The organism is Micromonospora sp. USAFONa4 (assembly GCF_057197825.1).
Genome location: NZ_CM170072.1, coordinates 648,953 through 669,492 on the forward strand (window position 1 = coordinate 648,953; position 20,540 = coordinate 669,492).

Annotated in this window: 12 protein-coding genes (1 of these 12 cut by a window edge); 1 reads left to right on the forward strand and 11 read right to left on the reverse strand. The window is 74.0% G+C overall.

Annotated elements, in window-relative coordinates; genetic code table 11:
* The 8 genes from AC0OO9_RS02655 to AC0OO9_RS02690 form a co-directional block, all read right to left on the reverse strand.
* Positions 1–7,892, reverse strand: the 5' portion of a protein-coding gene (locus AC0OO9_RS02655; RefSeq protein WP_484515261.1) for a non-ribosomal peptide synthase/polyketide synthase. It extends 15,514 nt beyond the left edge of the window; only the first 7,892 of its 23,406 coding nucleotides appear in the window; its start codon is at positions 7,890–7,892; its stop codon lies off the left edge, out of view.
* Complete coding sequence (locus tag AC0OO9_RS02660) at positions 7,889–12,901, reverse strand: amino acid adenylation domain-containing protein (protein ID WP_484515262.1); 5,013 nt, start codon at positions 12,899–12,901, stop codon at positions 7,889–7,891. Before AC0OO9_RS02660 ends, AC0OO9_RS02655 begins: the two co-directional genes overlap by 4 nt.
* Positions 12,902–12,967: 66 nt before the next feature.
* A complete protein-coding gene (locus AC0OO9_RS02665) occupies positions 12,968–13,174 on the reverse strand; it encodes an MbtH family protein (RefSeq protein ID WP_121401347.1) in 207 nt (68 codons plus the stop codon).
* Positions 13,171–14,202 carry a 2,3-diaminopropionate biosynthesis protein SbnB gene (gene sbnB, locus AC0OO9_RS02670; RefSeq protein ID WP_484515265.1) on the reverse strand — a complete coding sequence of 344 codons (1,032 nt, stop codon included), beginning with the start codon at positions 14,200–14,202 and terminating at the stop codon, positions 13,171–13,173. The genes AC0OO9_RS02665 and sbnB overlap by 4 nt, the downstream gene beginning before the upstream one ends.
* The gene (gene sbnA, locus AC0OO9_RS02675; RefSeq protein WP_132240746.1) at positions 14,196–15,176 is read right to left on the reverse strand and encodes a 2,3-diaminopropionate biosynthesis protein SbnA; all 981 of its coding nucleotides are present in this window, start codon (positions 15,174–15,176) and stop codon (positions 14,196–14,198) included. The genes sbnB and sbnA overlap by 7 nt, the downstream gene beginning before the upstream one ends.
* A 97-nt stretch (positions 15,177–15,273) precedes the next feature.
* The gene (locus tag AC0OO9_RS02680; RefSeq protein ID WP_484515267.1) at positions 15,274–16,635 is read right to left on the reverse strand and encodes a condensation domain-containing protein; all 1,362 of its coding nucleotides are present in this window, start codon (positions 16,633–16,635) and stop codon (positions 15,274–15,276) included.
* Positions 16,632–16,871: an acyl carrier protein gene (locus AC0OO9_RS02685; RefSeq protein ID WP_132240744.1), complete on the reverse strand. Its 240-nt coding sequence runs from the start codon at positions 16,869–16,871 to the stop codon at positions 16,632–16,634. Before AC0OO9_RS02685 ends, AC0OO9_RS02680 begins: the two co-directional genes overlap by 4 nt.
* 24 nt (positions 16,872–16,895) lie before the next feature.
* Entirely contained in the window at positions 16,896–17,852 is a 957-nt protein-coding gene (locus AC0OO9_RS02690; RefSeq protein WP_151456122.1) for a beta-ketoacyl-ACP synthase III, read from the reverse strand.
* 179 nt (positions 17,853–18,031) lie between these two features.
* On the opposite strand from AC0OO9_RS02690, the gene AC0OO9_RS02695 reads away from it, so the two are divergent.
* Entirely contained in the window at positions 18,032–18,868 is an 837-nt protein-coding gene (locus AC0OO9_RS02695; protein ID WP_484515269.1) for an SDR family NAD(P)-dependent oxidoreductase, read from the forward strand.
* On the opposite strand, the gene AC0OO9_RS02700 is transcribed toward AC0OO9_RS02695, so the two are convergent.
* Genes AC0OO9_RS02700 through AC0OO9_RS02710 form a run of 3 tightly spaced genes read right to left on the reverse strand, consistent with a single transcriptional unit; the run spans position 18,840 to position 20,466 of the window.
* Complete coding sequence (locus AC0OO9_RS02700; RefSeq protein ID WP_484515271.1) at positions 18,840–19,586, reverse strand: SDR family oxidoreductase; 747 nt, start codon at positions 19,584–19,586, stop codon at positions 18,840–18,842. The two genes, AC0OO9_RS02695 and AC0OO9_RS02700, sit on opposite strands and share 29 nt — an antisense overlap.
* On the reverse strand, positions 19,583–20,095 hold the full coding sequence (locus tag AC0OO9_RS02705) for a 3-hydroxyacyl-ACP dehydratase FabZ family protein (protein WP_484515273.1): 513 nt from the start codon (positions 20,093–20,095) through the stop codon (positions 19,583–19,585). The genes AC0OO9_RS02700 and AC0OO9_RS02705 overlap by 4 nt, the downstream gene beginning before the upstream one ends.
* The gene (locus tag AC0OO9_RS02710) at positions 20,092–20,466 is read right to left on the reverse strand and encodes an ApeI family dehydratase (RefSeq protein WP_484515275.1); all 375 of its coding nucleotides are present in this window, start codon (positions 20,464–20,466) and stop codon (positions 20,092–20,094) included. Before AC0OO9_RS02710 ends, AC0OO9_RS02705 begins: the two co-directional genes overlap by 4 nt.
* Between the last annotated feature and the right edge of the window lie 74 nt (positions 20,467–20,540).

The window sequence follows — 20,540 nt, forward strand, 5'->3', positions numbered from 1 at the left end:
GACGGCGCCTCCGTAGCCCGCGCCTCGCACTCGGCGAGGACCGAGCGCGACACCGGCACCACCGCCGACGCCCCGTCGGCCAGCACGACCGACGCCTCACCCGGAGGCAGGCACGTCACCGACGCGTCACCGTCCACGTCGGCCACCATGGCCTCCAGCGCCGCCCGGTACATGCCGCCGAGGCGCAGGACGTTGGGGTAGCTGACCTGGTGCGGCCGGGCCAGGATGTTGAGCACGCCGCCGAGGGTGGAGACGTGCAGGCCGAACTCGCCGCTGGCCTCGTAGATGGCGTCCTCGAAGTCGACCCGCTCGGTGTCGACCTGCTCGAAGTCGAGGTAGTTGAAGAGGATCTCGATCGGTCGGCGTCCGTCGCCCAGGCGCTGCACGGCCGGCAGCGGGTAGCGGCGGTGCGGCCACAGCTCCAGTTCCCCGGCGAAGGTGTTGCGGATCAGCTCCCGCCAGGTACGCGCGCCCGCGTCGTGCACGAACGGCAGCGTGTTCAGGTGCATCCCGTAGACCCGGTCGGCGCCGGTCACCTCGGGCCGGCCGTGGCTGACCAGCCCGCTGGTGAACACGGGCTCGGCGGTGAGCTGGCTCATCACCTTCAGGTGCGCGGCCAGCAGCACGCTCTTCAGCGACGTGTCGGTGCGGCTGGCCAGCTCGCGCAGGTCGTCCATCAGGTCGTGCAGTGGGACGCGGGTGCCGCACTCGTACTCCGGGACCGACTCGTCCTCGCCCCAGCCGGCGGGCAGTTCGAAGACCGGGCGGGCGACGACGCCCTGCCAGTAGTCGCGGTCCTCGTCCGACGCCAGCGCCTCGATCTCGCCGGCGACGAAGTCGGCGTAGCGGACCGGGGGCGCCTCGAACGCCGCCGGTGCGCCGGTGTCGCGCAGGCTGCGGTAGTTGTCGAGGATCTCCATGAGCAGCGAGTGGTGGCTCCAGCCCTCGAGGATGCCGTGCGACATGGTCAGCACGAACCACCACGTGTCGTCGCGGCCGGCCGCCCCGGCGATGCGCATCTGCGGGACCTGGTCGGGGGTGAACGGCCGGGACCGCTCGGCGGCCAGGTACGCCCGCAGCCGGCTCTCGGCCTCCTCGTCGGTGCCGTCGCGCAGGTCGAGCAGGGTGACGTCGACGGGCACCTCGGCGTGCACGAGCTGCATCGGCACCGAGTAGCCGGTCAGGTCGAACGACGTACGCAGGATCTCGTGCCGCTCCACGACGGTCCGTACGGCCCGGCGCAGCGCGTCGCCGTCGAAGGCGTGCTCGTCGCGGATCGGGAACGCCGACACGTTGTGGTAGGTGCGCCGCTCCGAGTCGGAGAGCGTCACCACCAGCATGGCGAGCTGCACCTGCGCGCACGGGTACGCGTCGGCGAGCCCGGCGGGCAGCTTGGCCCGGTCGGCGTCGTCGAGCAGGCTGAACGGGGCGACGGCCCGGAAGGCGGGCGCGACCTCCGTGTCGTCCCCGCCGGAGAGGTGCGCGGCCAGGGCGGCGACGGTGCGGTGCACGAAGACGTCGCGTACCGAGACCGGGTGGCCGGCGCCGCGCAGCGCGCCCACGAGCGCGATGGCGCTGATGGAGTGCCCGCCGAGGTCGAAGAAGCTGTCCCGGGTGCTGACCTGTTCGAGCTGGAGCACCTGGCCCCAGATCTCCGCCAGCCGCTCCTCCAGCTCGGTCGCCGGGGCGACGTGCTGTCGCTGCGCGGGCACCGCGGTGTCCCACAGGGCGGCGCGGTCGACCTTGCCGTTGGCGTTGAGCGGGATCGCCTCCACGGCGACGAACTCGGCCGGGACCATGTACTCCGGCAGGTGCTCCGCGCACCGCTGCCGGATCCGGTCCGCCAGCTCCGTGGCCGGCGCGGCCGGCCGGTAGAACACCACGAGCCGGTCCGACTCGCCGACCAGGGCGACCGCGTCGCCGACGCCGTCGGTGCCCTCGACGACCGCTTCGATCTCGCCGAGTTCGATCCGGTAGCCGCGGATCTTCACCTGGTGGTCGACCCGCCCGACGAACTCCACCGCCCCGTCGGGCAACCGCCGCACCAGGTCCCCGGTGCGGTACATCCGCGCCCCGGCCGCGTTTCCGGGCCCGTTGCCGGCTGCGGCGAACGGGTCGGGCAGGAACCGCTCGGCCGTGAGCGCCGGCTGACCGGCATAACCACGGGCCACGCCCACGCCACCGACGTACAGCTCACCGACCACACCCACCGGGGCCAGGTGCAGGTCCCGGTTGAGCACGTACATCGTCATGCCCGGCAGGGCACGGCCGATCGGCACCACCGGACCCGCCTGCTCGGTCTCGATCGGGAAGATGCACGTGCCGACACTCGCCTCGGTCGGCCCGTACTCGTTAACCAACCCACCGGCACCAAGCAGACCCAACCACCGGTTGGCGAGGGCCGCCGGCAGCGCCTCACCAGCGACCACCACCACCGGCGCCAACGACGCCAACGCCTCATCCGACAACTGCCGACCAAGAATCTCCAGGTGACCCGGCGTCAACTTCAAGAAACTGAACGGCCCCGACGACGCCAACACCGCACCCAACTCGGCCAGATCCACATCCTGACCCACCATCACCACACGCTGACCCGCCACCAACGGCGCCCACAAATTCGGCACCTGCAAGTCGAACGCCACCGACGAGAACACCGCACAACCACCCGCACCACGCGACGCCAACTCACCCGCCGCCCACCGCACATGATTCGCCAACCCCCGGTGCGACACCTGCACACCCTTCGGCCGACCCGTCGACCCCGACGTGAAAATCACATACGCCAACTCGTCGAGATCCGTGGCGCGCACCGGCAGGGGCGCGTCCGTCTCCCCGATCTCCTCGACGCGCACGACCTCCACGTCGACCGGGGCGAACCGGTCGGCGTACCGCTGCGAGGTGACCACGACCCGGGCACCGGCGTCGGCGAGCATCGCCGCGATGCGACCCGGCGGGTACGACGGATCCACCGGCACGAACGCCGCACCCGCCTTCCACACCCCCAGCATCGACGCCACCAGCTCCACACCACGGTCCAGCAGCACACCCACCACCGCACCGGCACCCACACCCCGGCCGGCCAGCCAGCGGGCGACCTGCCCGGCCCGGACGTCCAGCTCCGCGAAGTCGATCCCCGCGCCGCCCGGCACCGACACCGCCTCCGCCGACGGCGCCTCCGCGGCCCGCGCCTCGAACTCGGCCAGCACCGAACGCGACACGGGCGCCACCGCCGACGCCCCGTCGGCCAGCACCACCGACGCCTCACCCGGAGGCAGGCACGTCACCGACGCGTCACCGTCCACGTCGGCCACCATCGCCTCCAGCACCGCCCGGTACATGCCACCGAGGCGGGCGACCTGCGGCACGCCGAGGTGGCGCAGGTTGGCCTCCAGCGTGAGGAAGCCGAGCCGGCTGATCACGCCGAGCGGGAACTCGTTGGGGCTGTCGTCGATCGAGTCGGCGTAGTCGATCTCGTCGGTGTCGATCTGGTGGAAGTCGTGGAAGCTGAACCGGACGTCCAGCATCCGGCCGCCGTCGCCGACCTCCCGCTGGAGCACCGGCAGCGGGTACCGGCGGTGCGGCCACAGCTCCAGCTCCCCGGCGAACGTCCGCCCGATCAGCTCCCGCCAGGTACGCGCGCCCGCGTCGTGCACGAACGGCACCGTGTTCAGGTGCATGCCGTAGACGCGGTCGGCGCCGGCGACCTCGGGGCGGATGTTGGACACCAGCCCGGTGAAGAACGACCCCGACCCGGTGAGCTGGCTCATCACCTTCAGGTGCGCGGCCAGCATCACCGACTTGAACGGCACGCCGGTCTCGCGGGCCAGCGCCCGCAGGCCCGGCTCCAGATCGTGCAGCGGCACCCAGTGGTCGTACTGGGCGCCGTCGGCGGCGGTCGGGTCGCCCCAGCCCTCGGGCAGCACGAACCGGTCCCGGCCGGCGACCCGGTCGTGCCAGAAGGCGCGGTCCGTCCCCTCGCCGGTGGAGCGCAGCTCGGCGGCGACCGCGTCGGCGAAGCGCACAGGCGGCGCCGGGCGCGGCTCGACCGGCTGCCCGTCGCGGATCCGGTGGTACGCGCCGACCAGCTCCATCATCAGCGAGTGGTAGCTCCAGCCGTCCATGATCGGGTGGCACTCGGTGAGGGTGAGCCACCAGCTCCCGTCCGCGCAGACGCGCGCGTGCAGCCGGAACAGCGCCGGCTCGCCGAGGTCGAACATGTCGGCCCGCTCGGCGGCGATGAAGTCGCGCAGCTCCCGCTCCAGGCCGGCCCGGTCGGTGGCGCGCGCCCGGTCCATGCCGACCCGCATCTCGGCGGTGGCGTGCACGAGCTGCATCGGCACCGAGTAGCCGGTCAGGTCGAACGACGTGCGCAGCACCTCGTGCCGCCGCACCAGCAGCGCGGCGGCCTCCCGGAACGCGTCGAGCGAGAACTCGCCGGCGTCTGGGATGCGGTAGGTGGTGGCGTTGAGGTAGTGGTTGTGCTCGTCGGCGAGCATCTCCGCGAGCATGCCGAGCTGCACCTGCGTGCACGGGTACGCGTCGACGACGCCGTCGGGCAGCGCGGCCCGGTCGGCCTCGGAGATCAGCGCGAACGCCTCGACGGCCGGCTCCGGCGCGGCCGGCGCGGGGCGGCCGGTGAGGAACTCCGCCAGCTCGGCGATGCTGCGGCGCTCGAAGAGGTCGCGCACCTGCACGTCGAAGCCGGCGGCCCGGATGGCGGCGGCGAGCGCCACGGCGCGGATCGAGTCGCCGCCGACGTCGAAGAAGCCGTCCTCGACGCCGACCCGCTCCAGGCCGAGCAGCTCGGCCCAGATCGCGGCGAGCCGCTCCTCCACCTCCGTACGCGGCGCCAGGTAGGGCCGGTCGGTGGCGGTGACGGCCCGGTCTGGTGCGGGCAGCGCCCGCTTGTCGAGCTTGCCGTTGACGGTCAGCGGCAGCCGGGCCAGCGGGACGAACGCCGACGGGATCATGTACTCGGGCAGGGTGCGGGCCAGCGCCGCGCGCACCTGCCCCGGCCGGGGCAGCTCCGCCTGCTCGTCGACGACCGAGTACGCCACCAGGCGCCGGTCGCCGGGGGTGTCCTCGCGGACGACGACCACTGCCTCGCGCACCCTCGGCAGGGCCGCGATGGCGGCCTCGATCTCGCCCAGCTCGACCCGGTAGCCCCGGATCTTCACCTGGTCGTCGATGCGGCCGACGAACTCCAGGCTGCCGTCGGCGCGCCGGCGGGCCAGATCGCCGCTGCGGTACAGCCGGGCGCCGGGCGGGCCGAACGGGTCGGGCACGAACCGCTGGGCGGTCAGCTCGGGCCGGTTCAGGTAGCCCCGGGCCACGCCGGGCCCGCCGACGTGGATCTCGCCGGTGACGCCGACCGGGACCGGGTTGCCGTACGGGTCGAGCAGGTGGATGCTCAGGTCGGCCAGCGGGACGCCGACCGGGTTGGCGGTGCCGGCCAGGTCGTCGGGGCGCACCTCGTAGTAGGTGGCGTGCACGGTGATCTCGGTGATCCCGTAGAGGTTGAGCAGCCGGGGCGCGGCCAGCCCGCGCCGGGCGACCCAGGGGCCGAGGTCGCCGTACTCCAGCTTCTCGCCTGCGAAGATGACCGCGCGCAGCGCGAGCCGGTCGATGCGGGGGTCGCCGTCGCGGGCCAGCCCCACCAGGCCGCGGAAGGCCGTCGGGGTCTGGTTGAGCACGGTGACCTGCTCCTCGACCAGCAGGTCGAGCAGGTCGCCGGGGGAACGGGTGACCTCGCGGGGCACGATCACCAGCCGGCCGCCGTGCAGCAGCGCGCCCCACAGCTCCCACACCGACACGTCGAAGGCGTACGAGTGGAACAGCGGCCACACGTCGGCGGGGCCGAAGTTCAGGTCGTCCTGCGCCACGGTCGTCAGGCGCAGCACGTTGGCGTGGGTCAGGAAGACGCCCTTGGGGCGGCCGGTCGACCCGGAGGTGTAGATGACGTAGATCAGGTTCTCGGGGTCGACGGCGACGCCCGGTTCGGTGCCGGGACGCCCGGCGATCTCCCCGGCGTGCCCGGGGTCGTCCAGCACCACCACGGCGCCGTCGAAGTCGGCGAACCGCGCCCGGTGGGCCTCGGTGGTCACCACGATCCGCGCGCCCGCGTCGGCGAGCATGAAGTCGAGCCGGTCGGCGGGGACGCCGGGCTCCACCGGCAGGTACGCCGACCCGGACTTCAGCACGCCCAGCAGGGTGGAGACCAGCTCCGCGCGGCGGTCCAGGCAGACCGCCACCAGCCGCTCCGGGCCGGCGCCGAGGGCCCGCAGGTGGTGCGCCAGCCGGTTCGCGGCGGCGTCCAGTTCGGCGTACGTCCAGCGTCGCGCGCCGTCCACGACGGCGGTCGCGGCGGGGTGGGCGGCGGCGGTGGCGGCGAAGACGCCGTGCACGGTGCCGGTCACGGGTGCGGTGGGACGGGCCGGGGCGGGCGTGGCCGCCGCCAGCTCCGCGTCGTCGAGCAGCCGCAGCTCGGAGATCCGGGCGTGCGGGTCGGCCCCGACGTGCTCCAGCAGCCGGCCGAGGTGGTCGGCCATCCGCCGCACGGTGGCGTCGTCGAACAGCGCGGTCGCGTACTCCAGGTGCCCGCGCAGCCGGCCGTCGGCCCCCTCGACGACGTGCAGTTGCAGGTCGACCTTGGCGACCCGGGTGGGCAGCCAGAGCGTCTCGGCGGCGAGGCCCGCCGGCCAGGTGCCGCCGGGAGCGTCGTCGCCCAGGGTGAAGGCGACCTGGTAGAGCGGCGTGCGGGACAGGTCCCGCTCCGGTTCGAACTCGTCGACCAGCAGCGCGAACGGCACGTCGGCGTGGGCGAAGGCGTCGCGCACCGTGGCGCGGCTGCCGCGCAGCAGGTCGGCGAAGGTGGGGTCCCCCGTCCAGCTGCCCCGCAGGACGAGGTTGTCGATCCCGTACCCGACCAGGTTGCGCAGCTCGGCGCGGTCGCGCACGGACGTCACGCTGCCCACGGGGATGTCGGTGCGGCCGGTGTAGCGCGACAGCAGCGCCTGGAAGGCGGTGAGCAGGGTGACGAAGAGGGTGGTCTCCGCGCCGCGGGCGATCTCGCGCAGCGCGGCGGAGAGGTCGGCGGAGAGCGCGAACGGCACCGAGGCGCCCCGCCAGTCGCGCACGCGGGGCCGGGGCCGGTCGGCCGGCAGCTCCAGGGGGGCGATGCCGGCGAGGCGGTCGCGCCAGTGCTCCAGGTGCCGCTCCAGCGGCTCGCCGCGCAGCCGGTCGCGCTGCCACGCCGCGAAGTCGGCGAACTGCACGGCCGGCGGCGCCAGCGGCGAGGACTCGCCCCGGACGTACGCACCGTACAGCTCGGCCAGGTCGCCGAGGAGCACCGCCGTGGAGGGCGCGTCGCAGGCGATGTGGTGGATCACCAGCACCAGCAGGTGCTCGGCCTCGGCCAGGCGCAGCAGCGTCGCCCGTACCGGCCACTCGGTGGCCAGGTCGAAGCCGGTGGCGGCCAGCTCGGTCATCAGCGTGGTGGCCCGGTCCTCCCGCTCCGCCGTCGGCACGGTGGTCAGGTCGACCAGCGGCAGCTCCTGCGGGCGGGGCTCGTCGACGACCTGCACCGGCGTCAGGTCGGCCATCGCGTACCGGGTGCGCAGGATCTCGTGGCGGGCGATCAGGGCGTCCCACGCCCGGGCCAGCGCGGCCCGGTCCAGCGGGCCGCGCAGCCGCAGCGCCGAGGAGACCAGGTACTCCGGGCTGGTGGGGTCCAGCCGGTTGAGGAACCACATCTGCTGCTGACCGAAGGAGAGCGGCAGGTCGCCCGAGCGGTCGACGGTCGGGATCCCGGCCCGTCGACCGGCGGCCCGGCCCGCCAGCCGGCGTTGGACGAGCGACTCGCGCAGGTTGGGCTGGTTCGCGGTCGAGGTCATGCCTGGTGCTCCTTGGTCTGCCGCAGGTCTTCGGTCAGGTCGGCGTCGGAAAGCGCGTCCACCTCGGCCCGGATGAGGTCCTCCACCGCGCCCGCCATCGCCTCGACGGTCGGGTGCTCGAAGACGAGCCGGAGCGACACGTCGAGGTCGAACTCCTCCTGGAGGCCGGCGACCAGCCGGCCCGCCAGCACGGAGTGCCCGCCCATGGCGAAGAAGTTGTGCCGCACGCCGACGGGCACGCCCAGCAGGTCGCTCCAGATCGCGCAGAGGCGTTCCTCGACGACCGTGCGCGGTGCGACGAGGCCATCCTCGGTGCCGGCGGCGCCGGTCGTCACGGCGTCGGAGAGCAGGCCGAGCAGGGCGGCGCGGTCCACCTTGCCGTTGGCGTTGAGCGGGATCTCGGCCACCGGCACGAGCAGGCTCGGCGTCATGTAGTCGGGCAGCAGCCGGGCGCAGTGCGCGGCCAGGTCGGGCGCCTCGCCCCGGTGGAAGGCGACCAGCCGCTCCTCGTGGACGATGACCGCGCACCGGGTCACCCCGGGGTGCTCCTCGACGACGGCGCGGATCTCGCCGAGTTCGATGCGGTAGCCGCGCACCTTCACCTGGTCGTCGGCCCGGCCGACGAAGTCCATCACCCCGTCCGGGCGCATCCGGACCAGGTCCCCGCTGCGGTACAGCCGGCTGCCCGGCGGCCCGTACGGGTCGGGCACGAACTTCTCCGCGGTCAGGTCCGGCCGGCCGGCGTACCCGGTGGCCAGGCACTCCCCGCCGATGTACAGCTCGCCGACGACCCCGAGCGGCAGCAGCCGCAGCGCGTCGTCGAGCACCCGGACGGTGGTGTTCGCCATCGCCCGGCCGATCGGCACGATGTCGGTCGTCTGCGGCGTGCGCACCGGGTGGGCCGTCATGATGACGGTGGTCTCGGTCGGCCCGTAGCTGTTGGTGAGGCCACCCGGCCCGAGCCGGTCCAGCCACCGGTTGGCGGTCTCCTTGCGCAGCGCCGCGCCGGCCGTCCAGATCAGGCCGGAGAGCTGACCCGCCTGCTCGTCGTCGAGCTGCTCGGTGAGCAGTTCCAGGTGCGGCGGGGTCATGATGAACCGGTCGAACGGGCCGGCCTTGACGAGCAGGCCGCCCAGCTCGGCGATGTCGAGGGCGGCGGGGAGCAGGGTCACCGCCTGACCCGAGACCAGCGGGCTGAACAGGTTGGGGATGGACAGGTCGAAGGCGATGGTGGTGAACAGCGGCGCGCCGTCGCCCCGTCCCCCGCGCGACCCCCGGTCGCCCCGGGCCTCGGTCTCGACGGCGCAGGCGAGGAAGTTGGACACGGCCCGGTGCGGCAGCGCCACGCCCTTGGGGCGGCCGGTCGAGCCGGAGGTGAACAGCACGTAGGCCGTCTCCTCCGGGTCGGTGTCCCGGTCCGGCCGGTGGGTGGGGCCGGCGCAGACCATCAGCCGGTGGGTGTCCACGTGCAGGGTCGGCACGGTGAACCTGGGCGCGTACGCCGCCTGGGTCACGCCCAGCTTCACGCCGGCGGTGACGAGCATGTGCCCGATCCGCCCGGCGGGGTACGACGGGTCGAGCGGCAGCACGGCCGCGCCCGCCTTCCAGGCGCCGAGGATCGCCGCGACCAGGTCGACGCCCCGGTCCAGCAGCACGGCCACCACCGCGCCCCGGGCGACCCCGGAGCGCCGCAGGTGGTGGGCGAACTGGTTGGCCCGGTCGTCCAACGCCGCGTAGGTGGTGGTGAGGTCGCCGTGCCGCAGCGCCACCGCGTCCGGCGTGCGGTGCCGCTGGGCCTCGAAGAGGTCGCAGACGGTCGCGGCGGAGCGGGGCACGGTGGGCCCGTGCACCTCGTGCAGGAGCAGGTGGCGCTCGCCCGGCGAGAGCAGGTCGAGGTCGTCGAGCGGGGTGCCCGGCTCGGCCACCGCCGCGGCGAGCAGCCGGACGAAGTGCTCGGCCATCCGCCGCACGGTGGGCTCGTCGAACAGGGCGGTGGCGTACTCCAGGCTGCCGGCCAGGGTGCCGTCGGGGCGGGGCCAGACGTGCATCGTGAGGTCGGTCTTGGCGATCCGGGCCGCCCGGCGCAGGGCGTCCAGCAGTGCCTCGTCGTCGGTCGACTGGCCGGTGATCCCGCCCTCCTGGGCGTTGAGCATCACCTGGTAGAGCGGGGTGCGGGAGAGGTCGCGGGTGTCGACGAGGTCGTCGACCACCCGCTCGAAGGGCAGGTCCTGGTGGGCGAGGGCGGCCAGGGTCCGGGAGCGCACGGCCCGCAGGGCCGCCTCGAACGGGGCGGCCGGGTCCAGGGTGCAGCGCACCACCACGGGGTTGAGGAAGACCCCGGCGATCTGTTCCGCCTCGGCGGGGCGTCGACCGGAGGTGGGCGCGCCGACGGCGACGTCCCACTGCCCGCTGTAGCGGGCCAGCAGCGTGGCGAAGCCCGCCAGCATGGTCATGAACGGGGTCGCCGAGCAGCGCCGGCCCAGCGCGGTCAGCTTCTCCGCGAGCTGCGCCGGCACCTCGAACTCGACGTGCGCCCCGCGCGGGTCGCGCGCGGCCGGCCGGGGCCGGTCCAGCGGGAGGGTCAGCTCGGGCACCCCCGCCAGGTGCTCGCGCCAGAAGCCGAGTTCCCGCTCGACCCGGTCGTCGGTCAGGTACCGGCGCTGCCAGGCCGCGTAGTCGGCGTAGTGCACCGTCAGCTCTGGCAGGTCGGGCTCCCGGCCGGCGGCGCCGGCCGCGCAGAGTTCCCGCAGGTCCCGCTCCAGGACCCCGGCGGTGGTCGCGTCGGAAGCGATGTGGTGCAGCGCCACCAGCAGCAGGTGGTCCGCCCCGGCCGAGGTGACCAGGGTGGCCCGCCACAGCGGCCCGGTGCGCAGGTCGAAGCCCCGGCCGAGCTGCGCGTCGACGAGGTCGACGAGCGGAGCCTCGGTCGCGTCGCGGATCGTGAGGTCGACGGGGCCGGGCGGGTCGACGCGCTGGTGCGGCTCGCCGTCGTGGGTCAGGTAGCGGGTGCGCAGCGCCTCGTGCCGGGCCTCGAGCGCGGTCAGCGCCGCCCGTACGGTGTCGGGGGTCAGCGAGCCGGGCAGGCGCAGGTAGAGCGGCACCACCCACTCGGGGCTGCCCGGGTGCAGCTGGTCCAGCAGCCACAGCCGCCGCTGGGCCGGGGAGAGCGGCAGCGCGCCGGTGCGGGGCACCGGGACCACCGCCGGCGTCGCGGGGTCGCCGTCGGTCAGCAGGGCGGCCTGCGCCTCGACGGTGCTCGCGGCGAGCAGCTCCCTCAGCTCGACGCGCACGCCGGACTCGGCGGCGAGGCGGCTGGCGAGGCGGACGGTCACCAGCGACGACCCGCCGAGCTGGAAGAGGTCGTCGTGCACCCCCACCCGGTCGACGTCGAGCAGCTCCTGCCAGAGCCGGGCGACCAGGCGCTCGGCGTCGGTTCGCGGGGCCAGGTAGGCCGTGCGGTCGGTGGTCTCGACGGGCGGCAGCGCGGCCCGGTCGACCTTCCCGCCGGTGGTCAGCGGGAACTCCGCCACGGGGACGAACACGGCCGGCACCAGGGCGTCGGGCAGCCGGTCGGTCAGGAAGGCCCGCAGCTCCGTGCTGCCCAGGGGGCGCCGGCTGGCGACGTAAGCGGCCAGCCGGGGACTGCCGCCGGGCTCGGCGAAGCCGACGACGACCGCCCGCCGGACGTCCGGGTGGGCGGCCAGCGCGGCCTCCACCTCGCCCGGCTCGATGCGTACCCCATTGATCTTGAGCTGGTCGTCGGCGCGGCCGACGAACTCCAGGCTCCGGTCCGAGCGCCACCGGACCTGGTCGCCGGTGCGGTAGAGCCGCGCGCCGGGCGGCCCGTACTCGTCCGGCACGAACCGCTCCGCGGTCAGGTCGGGCCGGTGGAGGTAGCCGCGGCCGAGCCCGGCGCCGCCCACGTAGAGGTCGCCGACCACGCCGATCGGCACCGGCCGCCGGTTGGCGTCCAGCACCTGGAGGCGGAGGTTGTCCAGCGGCCGGCCGATCGGCACCGGCCCGGTGCGCTGGGCGAGGTCGACCTGCTGGGCGGTCACGTCGATGGCGCACTCGGTGGGGCCGTACGTGTTCCAGACCCGTGTCCCGGGTGCCACCGCCAGCCGCTGGCACAGCTCGGCGTGCAGCGGCTCGCCGGCGGAGAAGACCAGCCGCAGCGAGGTGCACCTCGGCCAGTCCGGCTCCTCCGTCACCAGTTGCAGCACCGACGGCACACCCTGGAGCACGGTCGCCTGGGACCGGACGACCGCCGCCACCAGGGCCGCCGGGTCGCGTTCGGCGCCGTCCGGCGCGAGCGCCACCGTCGCCCCGCAGATCAGCGGGGCGAAGAACTCCCAGCCGGCCGCGTCGAAGCTCACCGCGGTCTTCTGCAACACCCGGTCCGCCGGCGACAGGCCGTGCTGCCGGACCGTCCAGGCCACCCGGTTGCCGATGGCCCCGTGGGTGACGACCACGCCCTTGGGCCGGCCGGTCGACCCGGAGGTGTAGATGACGTACGCCGCGTTGTCGGGGTCGATGCGGACCGGCGGCGCGGTGTCCGGTCCGGCCGCGATCCGCGCCCGGTCGGCATCCAGGCAGACCACGTGCGACGGCCCGGCCAGGGCGTCGTCGCACAGGTCGCTCTGGGTGAGCACGACGTCCACCCCGGTGTCGGCGACGATCCACCGGCGCCGGTCCACCGGGTGCGCCGGGTCCAGCGGCAGGTACGCGCCGCCGGCCCGCCACACCCCGAGCAGGGCGACCACCAGGTCGACCCCCCGGCGCAGGTACACGCCGACCGTCGACTCCGGACCGACGCCCAGCCCCACCAGGTGCCGGGCGAGCTGGTTGGCGCGCCGGTCGAGTTCGGCGTAGCCGACCCGTACGTCGCCGGCGAGCACCGCGGTCGCGTCGGGCGTCGCCGCGGCCTGGCGGGCGATCAGGTCCGGCAGGACGACGGGACCGACCGTGCCCGCTCCGGCGGCCGGCAGGGTGGACAGAGGGGTGCTCATCGGGGTGCTCCTCCGGGGTGGGGGGTCGATCGCGGACGGCCGGGGGTCACGCCTGCCGGGGGTCCGTCAGACGGACGCGCCGTCCATGCGCAGGCGCAGGCTCTTCGGCCGCATGTCGGTCCAGAGCTCGTTGATCCGGCTGAGGCACTCGTCCCGGGTGCCCTCGGTGCCCTCGGCCCGCCAGCCGGCCGGCAGCGCCCGGTCGCTCCACCAGATCGAGTACTGCTCCTCGTCGTTGAGCACCACCAGGTAGCTGCGGTCGTCGTCGCTCATGTTCTCTCCCTCGTGGGTCGCGCGGTCGCCACGGCGGCGGCCGGTACGGGTGTGAAGTCGTCGATCCGCACGCCGAGGCCCCGCTCGGCCGCCGTGCGGCGGACGTGTTCGGCCAGCGCGATGTCCAGCACGCCCAGCCCGAACGGCGAGACCACCACCGGTCCGTCGCCCGGGGGCAGCGCCGCACCGCCGGCCAGCCGGCCGATGGTGGTGTGGATGAAGTCCCGGCCGCCGGTGAGCTGCTCGGTGAGGTGCAGCGAGGTGCGCTCGCGGCACACGTGGTCGGGGTCGTCGACGACGTTGCGGGCCGACAGGATCGCCTCGGGGTGCAGGTCGCGCAGCGACAGGTGCAGCAGCACGGTCCCCGGCTGGCAGGCGGTCAGCCCCAGGTGCGGTTCGCTGGCGGTGGTGGCGATCGAGACCAGCCGGTGGGCGGCCAGGGCCTGCTCGGCGCTCGCCGCCACGCTGATCGTCGTGGCCGGCAGCAGGGCCGCCGCGCGGGCGGCGAACGCCTCGGCCCGGCGCGGGTCGGTGTCGTGCAGCACCAGCGAGGCCGGCGGGGTCAGGGCCACCGTCAGGAAGCGCAGCACCTGCTCGTTGATCAGCCCGCAGCCGATCAGCGCCAGGCCGTCCGGGCGGCGCTCGGCGGTCAGCAGCTGCGCGGCGAGGGCCGCGCCGGCCGCGGTGCGCCGGGCGGAGACGACCGATCCCTCGATCACCGCCTCGGGCCGGCCGGTCTCCAGCGAGTTCAGCACGATGGCGGCGCTGGCGCGGTCCAGGCCGCGCTCGATGTTCGCCGGGAACGAGGAGATCCACTTCATGCCGGCGGCCGGCGGATCGGCGCCCAGGTAGGCGGGCAGGCCGATGATCCGGTTGCGGGCGTTGTCGGGGAAGCGCAGGAAGACCGAGTGCGGCACGCTGGTGCGGCCCTGCTCGTGCAGGACGTACGCCTGCCGGACGAGGTCGATGACCCTGGCCTCGTCGCCGTCGAGCACGTCCCGGACCACGGCATGGCCGATGATCAGCATTTTTCGCCCTTCCACAGGTGGCTGACCTCGCCGAACTGTTCGGTCACCCAGCGATCGGAGTAGATGGTGTCGAGGTAGCGGTCGCCGTTGTCCGGGAAGATCAGGACGCTGGTGCTCCCGGCGGGCAGGTCCGCCATGCGGCGCCGCAGCGCGGCCACCGTCGCCCCGGAGGAACCGCCGGCGAGGATGGCCTCCCGGACCGCGAGCAACCGGCAGCCGACCACGCAGTCGAGGTCGGAGACGTGCAGCACCTCGTCCGGCCGGGCGTTGGCGGCCAGCGGCGGCACCACCGAGGCGCCGTGCCCGGGGATCAGCCGGGGCGCGGGCGGGTGGCCGAAGATCGCGCTGCCGACGGCGTCGACCGCGACGATCCGGGTGCGGTGGCCGTTCTCGCGCAGGTAGTCGGCGCAGCCGACCAGGGTGCCGCAGGTGCCGGTGGAGCAGAACAGGTAGTCGACCCGGCCGTCCAGCTCGGTCATGATCTCGGCCATGGTCTGCCGCTGGGCGCGGGCGTTGAGCGGGTTGGTGTACTGGTCCGGGCGGTAGGCGCCGGGCACGGTCTCCACCAGCTCGCGCACCCGGCGGCGCCGGACCGCGAGATACTCGCCGGTCACCGGGTCGGGGTGCTCGATCATGTCGATCTCGGCCTGGTACGCGGCCAGCACCGCCAGGTTCTGCCGGGTGGTCTTCGGGTCCACCACGCAGATGAACCGGATCCCGAAGTACGCGCAGATCTGGGCCAGGCCGATGGCGAGGTTGCCGGAGCTGGACTCCACCACCACGGACCGTCCCGGCACCAGTTCGCCGGATTCGATCTTTCCGCGCAGCATGTTCAGCGCGGCCCGGTCCTTGATGCTCCCGCCCGGATTGAACTGTTCGAGTTTCGCGTACGCCCGGGCGGGAAATTCGGGAAACAACCGGTCCAGGCGCACCAGGGGCGTGTTGCCGACCGTGGAGAGAATTCCCTGATCCATTTCAACCCCCTCTCCGGGCTGACGGAAGGTCGCCCGCAACCGCCGTGCGGGCGCTGTGCGGCACCCGTCGACGACGGGCGCCGGATGACCGGGGTGCTCAGCTCATGCCGAGTTCGAGCAGCATCCGCTCGTCGACGTCGCCGGCCAGGCGGGCGTCGGCCACCGTCGCGGCCGGGTCGGCGCAGGCCGCGCCGAGCAGGGCCAGGTACTGGTCGAAGAGCCGCTCGACGGTGGCGCGGTCGAGCAGGTCCCGGTCGTAGTTGAACTCGGTACGCAGGGCCAGGTCGGGCAGCTGGTGCACCGTCACGGCGAGGTCGAACTGCCCCTCGTCGTACGGCACCACCAGCTGGCGGACCCGGTGCCCGACGAATCCGTTGCTGGTGTCGGACAGGGTGTCGCCGTGCTGCCGGGTGAGCAGCGTGATGGTGACCCGCACCAGCGGGTCCCGGTCCCGGCGGGCGGCCTGGACCAGGGGGAACGGGTAGGCGGCGCGCGCCACGCCCTCCGAGAGCTGGCGTCCCGCGGCGGCGATCGCCGTCGCGAAGGTGGTGCCCGGGGTGAACGACGACCGCAGCACGACCGGGTTCACCAGCATCCCGACGACCTCCCGCAGCGCCCGCCCCCGCCGCAGCGAGACCGGGCAGCCGATGGTGAACTCGCCCTGCCCCGTGCACCGGTGCAGCAGCGCCTCGAAGACGCCGAGCAGGACCGCGAACGGGGTCACCGCCAGGGTGGCGGCCGTGGCGCGTACCTGCCGGGAGATGTCGTCCGGCAGCATCCGGGCCACGGACGCGCCCCGGTACGAGCGGGTGGCGGAGCGCGGCCGGTCGGTGGGCAGGGTGGCGGCGGTGGCGCCGGCGCAGGTGCGGGCCCAGTGCTCGGCCAGCTCGGCGCGCCGGGGCCCGGCCAGCATGGCCTGCTCGCGGGCCACGAACTCGTCGTAGCTGGGCCGCGTCGGCCAGTCCATCGTGTCCCCGCCCCGACCCGCCCGGTACGCGTCGCCGAGGTCCCGCCAGATCAGGTACTGGGAGAGCCCGTCGGTGGCGATGTGGTGGATGACCAGCACCAGCGCGCAGTCCGTGCCCCGCCGCAGCAGCACCGCCCGCAGGGGGCCGTCCTGTTCGAGCCGGAGCGGCTGCTCGCCGACGGCGTGGATGAGCGTACGCAGGGTCTCGTCGTCCACGTCGCCGACTTCGCGGACCTCGATCGCGCCCGAGCCGACCGGGTCGACGAACCGCACCGGTCCTGCCCCGGTCTCGGCGAACCGGGACCGGAGCAGGTCGTGCCGAGCCTGGACGGCGACGAGGGCGGCCCGCAGCACGTCGGTGTCGAGGACCGGCTCGGCGAGCACGGCCGTCACCACGTTGCTGGTCGAGCTCTCGGGCGCGAGTCGGTACAGCGCCCACTGCGCGGCCTGACCGACGGACAGCTCCCGGGCGTCCCCGTCGCCGGCGTTCACTTGGCGCCGAGCACGAAGTCGGTGAGGTCCCGGACCCGGACGAAGTTGCCGACCTCCTCGTCCGGCACCTCGATGTCGAAGTGCATCTCGGCGGCGCCGAGCAGGTCGACCAGCTTGAGCGAGTCGAGGCCGAGGTCCACGAAGGTGTCGTCGGCGGAGATCGGCCGGTCCGGCTCCTCGGTCATCAGCTTGCGGGTCAGCTGCTCGACGTCGGCGGCCACCTGGTCAACGGTCATGTCAGTGTCCTTTCGGGAGGGTGTTCAGGGCATCCGGACGATCTGGCCGGCGTAGGCGAGGCCGGCGCCGAAGCCGAGCAGCAGCGCCTTGTCGCCGGGCTTGGTACGGCCGCTCTCGTGCAGCCGGCTCAGCGCGAGCGGCACCGAGGCCGCCGAGGTGTTCCCCGTGTCGATCACGTCGCGGGCGACCTTCTCCTCGGGGATCTCCAGGATCTCGGCGAGCTGCTCGATGATCCGCAGGTTCGCCTGGTGCGGCACGAACCAGTCGATCTCCGACAGGTCGATCCCGGCGCGGGCGCAGGCCTCCCGGGCGACCGGGGGGATGTTCTTGGTGGACCACCGGTAGACCAGCGGCCCGTTCATCGAGGCGTACTCCTTGCCGTCCTTGGCCCACTTCGTGCCGAGGATCGGCGCCCGCCGGCCGTCGCTGCCCCACACCACGGGACCGATGCCCTCGGTCCCGGAGCGGGAGATCACCGCCGCGCCCGCGCCGTCGCCGAAGATGACGTACGTCGCCGGGTCCTCGGGGTCGATGAACTCGGTGAGGTGCTCGGCGCCGACGACCAGCACGTTGCGCGCCTCGCCGAGCCGGACCGCGTTCGACGCGACCGACACCGAGTAGGCGAAGCCCGCGCAGGCGGCGTTCAGGTCGAAGGCGCCGGTGGCGGGGATGCCGATCCGGTGTGCGACCTCCGGCGCGCCGCCCGGGATCCGGTCCCGCTTGGTGGCGGTGGCCAGGATGAGCAGGTCGACCTCGGAGGGGTCGACGTTCGCCATCGCCAGCGCCTTCGCGCCGGCCTCGGCCGACATCACCGGCACGGTCTCCCCGGGACCGGCGGCGTGCCGGGTCTTGATGCCCGTGCGCTCCTCGATCCACTCCGTCGTCACGTCCGTACGCAGTGCGATGTCCGGGTTGGTGACCACGCGGGTGGGCCGATAGGCGCCGAGCCCGGTGATCGCCGAACCGAAGATGCTCGACATCGTTCTCCCTTCGTCAACCCGGCCGGCAGCCGTGTCGAGGACTGCCGGGAGAAAGGCTCGGGCAGCCGCCTCATAGCTTGTCTACATATCGACGCGGCATAGGAATGCCATAGCCGGCGGCGGAAGTCTGCGCCGGGCACGGACCGCCGAGGCCCGAAGGCCGAGCGAGAAGGTCCAGGATGAGAGACTTCACTGACAGGGTGGCGGTGGTCACCGGCGCCGGCTCGGGCATCGGCCGCGCGCTCGCCGTCGAGCTGGCCGCCCGGGGCGCCCGGCTCGCCGTCTCCGACGTGGACGACGAGGGGCTCCGGGAGACCGTACGGCGCTGCGCGGGCCGCGACGGCCAGGTGCGCGGATACCGGTTGGACGTGTCGGACCGGGCCGCGGTGCTGGCGCACGCCGAGCGGGTCGAGGGCGACTTCGGCCGCGCCGACCTGGTCGTCAACAACGCCGGGGTGACCCTGCTCGCCTCGGTCTCCGACGGCACCTGGGAAGACCTCGAATGGGTCATGAACGTCGACTTCTGGGGAGTCGTGCACGGCACCCGGGCGTTCCTGCCGCTGCTGACGGCGTCGCGGGGTCACCTGGTCAACGTCTCCAGCGTGCTGGGGCTGGCCGGAGCGCCGATGCAGAGCGGGTACAACGCCGCCAAGTTCGCCGTCCGGGGCTTCACGGAGGCGGTGGCGCAGGAGCTGCGGGCCGACGGGGTGCCGGTCGGGGTGAGCTGCGTGCATCCCGGCCGGATCAGGACGAACATCATGCGCAACGCCCGCAACGACGGGTTGCGCGACTACCAGGCGGTCCGGGAGCACTTCGAGCGTTCGGTGGACGTCACGGCGGAGCACGCCGCCCGCGCGATCCTGCGCGGGGTGGCCCGCAACCGGGCCCGGATCCTGGTCGGGGCGGACGCCTACCGCACCGAGATCCTGACCCGGCTGCTCGGACCGTGGTACCCGAGGCCGGCCGCCGGCCGTGGCCGGCGGCCGGTCACATCGACAGGCCGCCGTCCACGGTGATGACCTGACCGGTCAGGTAGGACGCCCGGGAGGAGAGCAGGAACGCCACCACGTCGGCGATCTCCTCGCTGCGCCCGAGCCGGCCCAGGGCCACCCGGTCCCGGGCGATCGCGCCCAGCTCGTCGGAGAGGGCGGCGATCATGTCCGTGTCGACGTAGCCGGGCGCCACCACGTTCGCCCGGATGTCGTACCGGCCGACCTCCTTGGCCAGCGCCTTGGTGAAGCCGATGATCCCGGCCTTGGAGGCGGAGTAGTTCGTCTGCATCGCGTTGCCGGCCACCCCGGACACCGAGGAGACCGTGACGATCGACCCCCTGCGCCGGCGCATCATCCGCCGGACCACCGCGCGGCAGACGTGGTAGGTGCCGTCGAGGTTCACCTCCATCACGGAGCGCCAGTCGGCGTCGGCCATCAGGGCCAGCGGCCGGTCCCGGATGATCCCCGCGACGGTGACCACCGCCTCGGGGTCGCCCAGCTCCCGCTCCGTGGTCGACACGAAGGTCCGCACCGCGGCGGGGTCGGCGACGTCGACCGCCAGCGCCAGCACGCGCCCGCCGTCGCGGGCCGCCTCCGCGACGACCTCGTCGGCGGCGTCCTTGCTGGACTGGTAGCACATGGCCACGTCGTAGCCGTCGCGGACCAGCCGCAGCACCACCGCCCGGCCGATTCCCCGGGAGCCGCCGGTGACCAGGGCGACGGGCCGCCCGCCGGCGCTCACCGCGCCGCCCCGGACGCCACCGGGGCCGGCCCGGCCGGCTGCGCGGGGGCCGCCGGGTGGGGCTCCCGGGTCGCCGCGTCGAGGGACGCGCGCAGGGACTCCACCGACCGCATCGCACCGACCAGGCGGCCCACCCGCAGCACGACGGTGGACCCGACGACGCTCTCGCCGGTGACGAAGGCGGTGTCGGCGACCAGCCGGGTCATGGTGACGTGGTGCTCCACCGTCTCCCCCGGCAGCACCGGCCGGCCGAACCGGATGCGCTCGAAGACCCCGGCCACCGGCACGCCGTCGGTCAGCACGTCCGGCATCGGCCGGTCGTGCCGGATGAGCACGAGCGCCGCCTGCCCCCAGGACTCCAGCAGCAGCGACATCGGCAGCGGCCGGTCACCGGTGACGGTCAGCGAGCCCACCAGCCGCCGCCTGGGCACCAGCTCGGTGACCCGGTCGACCAGCAGCATCGGCGGCCGGTGCGGAATGATCCGCCTGATCTCCTCGATCCCCATCATGGTGCGTACTCCTCGCTCGCGTAGCGCAGCAGCACCTCGGCGACCGGCACTGCGGCGGCGGCGACCTCGCCCCGCCACAGGTCGCCGCTGCGGCGGATGGTCACGACGAGTTCGTCGTCGCCCCGGAAGGGCAGCAGGAACCGGCAGCTGACGATCTCGGCCAGCGTCAGCTCGGGGGCCGCGGCGCGGACCGCCCGGTGCACGAACTCGAAGATGTGGACCCCGGGCAGCAACGGAAATCCCGGGTAGTGGCCGGCGAAGACCGGATCGCCGAGGTCGGGGCGGATCCTGGCCACGATCGTGTCGGGTGCGACGTGCTCCACGTCGATGGGAACGGCCGTCGCGCAGTCGGCCGATGTCAGGGCGTTCACCAGGCCACCATGGCCTCGGCGGCTATATCTTCTCTACTGTCCCGGCCCGCCGCGCGCCCGGCGGCGCTGGTCAC

Coding starts and splice junctions, on each gene's coding strand:
- AC0OO9_RS02660 (WP_484515262.1), bottom strand. CDS start 12,901: ATGAGCACCCCTCTGTCCACCCTGCCGGCCGCCGGAGCGGGCACGGTC.
- AC0OO9_RS02665 (WP_121401347.1), bottom strand. CDS start 13,174: ATGAGCGACGACGACCGCAGCTACCTGGTGGTGCTCAACGACGAGGAG.
- sbnB (WP_484515265.1), bottom strand. CDS start 14,202: ATGCTGATCATCGGCCATGCCGTGGTCCGGGACGTGCTCGACGGCGAC.
- sbnA (WP_132240746.1), bottom strand. CDS start 15,176: ATGGATCAGGGAATTCTCTCCACGGTCGGCAACACGCCCCTGGTGCGC.
- AC0OO9_RS02685 (WP_132240744.1), bottom strand. CDS start 16,871: ATGACCGTTGACCAGGTGGCCGCCGACGTCGAGCAGCTGACCCGCAAG.
- AC0OO9_RS02690 (WP_151456122.1), bottom strand. CDS start 17,852: ATGTCGAGCATCTTCGGTTCGGCGATCACCGGGCTCGGCGCCTATCGG.
- AC0OO9_RS02695 (WP_484515269.1), top strand. CDS start 18,032: ATGAGAGACTTCACTGACAGGGTGGCGGTGGTCACCGGCGCCGGCTCG.
- AC0OO9_RS02705 (WP_484515273.1), bottom strand. CDS start 20,095: ATGATGGGGATCGAGGAGATCAGGCGGATCATTCCGCACCGGCCGCCG.